Source organism: Saccharothrix hoggarensis, from assembly GCF_042678885.1.
Classification (GTDB): domain Bacteria; phylum Actinomycetota; class Actinomycetes; order Mycobacteriales; family Pseudonocardiaceae; genus Actinosynnema; species Actinosynnema hoggarensis.
The window spans coordinates 1-3,646 of record NZ_JBHTLK010000384.1 but is presented as its reverse complement, the minus strand read 5'-3'; the positions used below and the strand labels follow the sequence as shown (position 1 = coordinate 3,646).

5 protein-coding genes are annotated in these 3,646 nt (G+C 72.2%); all 5 read left to right on the top strand.

Annotated elements, in window-relative coordinates; all coding sequences use genetic code 11:
* On the top strand, positions 1–401 hold a 401-nt coding region (locus tag ACFQ3T_RS35185), incomplete at its 5' end, for an elongation factor 1-alpha C-terminal domain-related protein (protein WP_452603494.1).
* A gap of 14 nt (positions 402–415) precedes the next feature.
* A complete protein-coding gene (locus ACFQ3T_RS35180) occupies positions 416–1,492 on the top strand; it encodes an ABC transporter substrate-binding protein (RefSeq protein WP_380730227.1) in 1,077 nt (358 codons plus the stop codon).
* Between the two features lie 24 nt (positions 1,493–1,516).
* A complete protein-coding gene (locus tag ACFQ3T_RS35175; protein WP_380730225.1) occupies positions 1,517–2,305 on the top strand; it encodes an ABC transporter ATP-binding protein in 789 nt (262 codons plus the stop codon).
* A complete protein-coding gene (locus ACFQ3T_RS35170; RefSeq protein WP_380730223.1) occupies positions 2,292–3,164 on the top strand; it encodes an ABC transporter permease in 873 nt (290 codons plus the stop codon). Before ACFQ3T_RS35175 ends, ACFQ3T_RS35170 begins: the two co-directional genes overlap by 14 nt.
* Positions 3,161–3,646: sirohydrochlorin chelatase (locus ACFQ3T_RS35165; protein WP_380730221.1), on the top strand; the 486-nt coding region annotated here is incomplete at its 3' end. The genes ACFQ3T_RS35170 and ACFQ3T_RS35165, both read left to right, overlap by 4 nt.

Genomic DNA, 3,646 nt, shown 5'->3' with positions numbered 1-3,646 from the left:
ACGAGTTCGACGCCACCGTCTGCTGGCTCTCCGACAAACCCCTCACCCCCGGCGCACGCGTCCTGGTCAAGCACGGCACCCGCACCGTCCAGGCCATCGTCACCGAACTGCGCACCCGCTTCGACGAGCAGAAGCTCGCCAGCACCGACGCGCCCGACTCGCTCACGCTCAACGAGATCGGCCAGGTCGCCCTGCGCACCGCCGAGCCGATCCCGGTGGACGACTACACGCGGAGCCGCCGCACCGGCGCGTTCCTGGTCATCGACGCCGCGGACGGCAGCACGCTCGCCGCGGGGCTCGTGGGTGCTCCGCTGCCGGAGTTGGACGGCGTGGACAGCTGTACGGAGGGCGGGAACACCGCCCAGTCCGACAGCCACGCCCTCGTGTCCCCCGGTCCCTGAAAGGCCTCGCGAACGTGAGTACCAAGCGCAGCATCCTGACCGCGTCCCTCGTAGCACTGACGGCACTCACGGCACTCGCCGGGTGCTCCCGCGTCGACCGCGGTGAGGAAGCCCCGCCGCAGGACAAGGGCGCCGCGGCGGAAATCCGCCTCGGCTACTTCCCCAACGTCACCCACGCCTCCGCGCTGATCGGCGTGGACCAGGGCCTGTTCGCCAAGGAACTGGGCACCACCAAGCTGACCACCCAGACGTTCAACGCCGGCCCCGAAGCGGTGAACGCACTGCTCGGCGAGTCGCTGGACGCGACGTTCATCGGCTCCGGCCCGGCCATCAACGCCTACGCCAAGTCCAAGGGCGAGGCGGTGCGGCTGATCGCGGGCGCCACGTCCGGCGGCGCGCAGCTCGTGGTCAAGCCGGAGATCGCCTCGGTGACGGACCTCAAGGGCAAGGTCATCACGACCCCGCAGCTCGGCAACACGCAGGACGTGGCGCTGAAGAAGTGGCTGTCCGACGAGAAGCTGGCCGTCGGCGCGGGCCCGGACCAGGTCAACGTGACCAACACGGAGAACTCGCAGTCGCTCGACCTGTTCAAGAAGGGCGACGTGCACGGGGCGTGGGCGCCGGAGCCGTGGTCGTCCCGCCTGGTGCTGGACGCGGGCGCGAAGGTGCTGGTCGACGAGAAGACCCTGTGGGAGGGCGGCAAGTTCCCGACCACGGTGCTGCTGGTGCGCGCCAAGTTCCTGCAGGAGCACCCGCAGACGGTCGAGGCGCTGCTGCGCGGGCACCTCGCCGCCACGGACTTCGCGGTGACCAACGCGGTCGAGGCGAAGCAGATCGTCAACAAGTCGCTGAAGGACCTGACCGGCAAGGCGCTGGGCGAGCCCGTGCTGGACCGGGCGTTCGGCAACATCGAGCTGACGCTGGACCCCCAGGCCAGGAGCTTCCCGCGGCTCGCGAACGACGCGGTGACGGCCGGGGTGGCGAAGGAGGCCGCGGACGTGGCCGGCATCGCCGACTTCACGCTGCTGAACAAGGTGCTCTCCGCGGCGGGCAAGCCGACCGTGGACCCCGCAGGCATGGACAAGAAGTAACTCGTCGAGGAAGGCAGGCACACCATGACCGCCACGCTGGAAACCCCGACGTCCGTGTCCGATGTGGACGCCGCGGTGACCTTGTCCGGGGTTCGGAAGGTCTTCGGCCACGGCGCTTCCGGCGTCGTCGCGCTCGACGGCGTCGACCTGCGCGTCGCGCCGGGCGAGTTCGTGTGCCTGCTGGGCGCGTCCGGCTGCGGCAAGTCGACCTTGCTCAACCTGGTCGCCGGGCTGGACGCGCCCACCTCGGGCAGCATCGAGCTGACCACGTCACGGCCCGCCGTGATGTTCCAGGAGGCCGCGCTCATGCCGTGGCTGACGGCGGCGCGCAACGTGGAGCTGCCGATGCGGCTCGCCGGCGTCAAGCGCGGTCCGCGGCGGGAGAAGGCCAGCGAGCTGCTGTCGCTGGTGCGGCTGGTCGGCGCGGGTCACAAGCGCCCGCACGAGCTGTCCGGCGGCATGCGGCAGCGCGTGGCGCTGGCCCGCGCGCTGGCGTCCACGCTGGGCAGCGCCCAGGACGGCACGCCCGGCCTGCTGCTGATGGACGAGCCGTTCGCCGCGTTGGACGCCATCACCCGCGACGTGCTCCAGGCGGAGCTGGTGCGGGTGTGGCGCGAGACGTCCACGGCGATCGTGTTCGTCACGCACGACGTGCGCGAGGCCGTGCGGCTGGGCCAGCGCGTCGTGCTGCTGTCGTCCCGCCCCGGCCGGGTGGTGCGCGAGTGGTCCACTGTGGACTGCGACGAGCCCGCCGTCATCGACGAGATCACGACCCACCTGCGAGAGGTGATCAGCGGTCATGCCGCAGCTTGACACTGACCTCGCGGCCGTCGGCGCGGGCCTCGACGCGCTCGACGCGCCGTCGCAGGAGCGGCGCCCGTCGCTGCGGAAGCGCTTCCTCCGCACCGCGGTGCCGCCGCTGATCGCGTTCGCCCTGCTGCTGGGTGTCTGGCAGGGGTTGTGGGCGTTGGCGCTCTGGCCGGAGTACCAGCTGCCGTCGCCCGCGTCGGTGTGGGCGGCGGTGGCCGAGGCGATCCAGACCGGCCGGGCGTTCGAGGTGCTGTGGACGTCCGTCAGCCGGGCGGTGCTCGGCTTCCTCACCGCGGTGGTCATCGCCACCCCGCTCGGGTTGCTGATCGCCAAGGTGCGGGTGGTGCGGGCGGCGATCGGGTCGCTGCTGACCGGTCTCCAGTCGTTGCCGTCGGTGGCGTGGGTGCCGGCGGGCATCCTGTGGTTCGGCGCGACGCCGTCGACGATCTACTTCGTGGTGCTGATGGGTTCGGTGCCGTCGATCGCCAACGGCCTGGTGTCGGGCGTCGACCAGGTCCCGCCGCTGCTGCCGCGCGTCGGCCAGGCGTTGGGCGCCGGTCGGTTCGCGTCCGCCCGGCACATCCTGCTGCCCGCCGCCCTGCCCGGCTACCTGGCCGGGTTGAAGCAGGGGTGGGCGTTCTCGTGGCGGTCGCTGATGGCGGCGGAGATCATTGCGACGTCGCCGCAGCTCGGCGAGGGCCTGGGGCAGTACCTGCACAACGGGTCGGCGTTGAACGACATCTCGATGGTGATCGCGGCGATCTTCCTGATCCTGCTGGTGGGTGTCGGGATCGAGCTGCTGGTGTTCCGGCCGTTGGAGCGGGCGGTGCTGCGGGCGCGCGGGTTGACGGGTGCCCTGTGACGGCGTTGGTGGCCGTGGCGCACGGCAGTCGCGATCCGCGGTCGGCGGCGACGGTGCACGCGTTGCTGGACGTGGTGCGGGCGTTGGCGCCGTCGCTGGACGTGCGCGGGTCCTTCCTGGACCTCTCCGTGCCGCTGCTGGGCGACGTGCTGCGGGGTGTGGCGGCGGACGGTCACCGTTCCGCCGTGGTGGTGCCGTTGTTGCTGGGCAAGGCCTTCCACGCCCGGGTCGACGTGCCGAGCGCGGTGGCGGAGGCCCGGCTGCCTTCCCTCGACGTGACGATCGCGGACGTGCTGGGCCCCGATCCCCGGTTGGAGTCGGCGGCGCTGCGGCGCCTGGCGTCCGTGGGCGTGCGGTCGCGTGACCGCTCGCTGGGCGTGGTGCTGGCCGGCGCGGGTTCGTCGCACGCCCCGGCCAACGCCCTGGTGGCGTCGATCGCCGCCCGGTGGGCCGCGGGTTCGGGCTGGGCCGGGGTGGAGCCG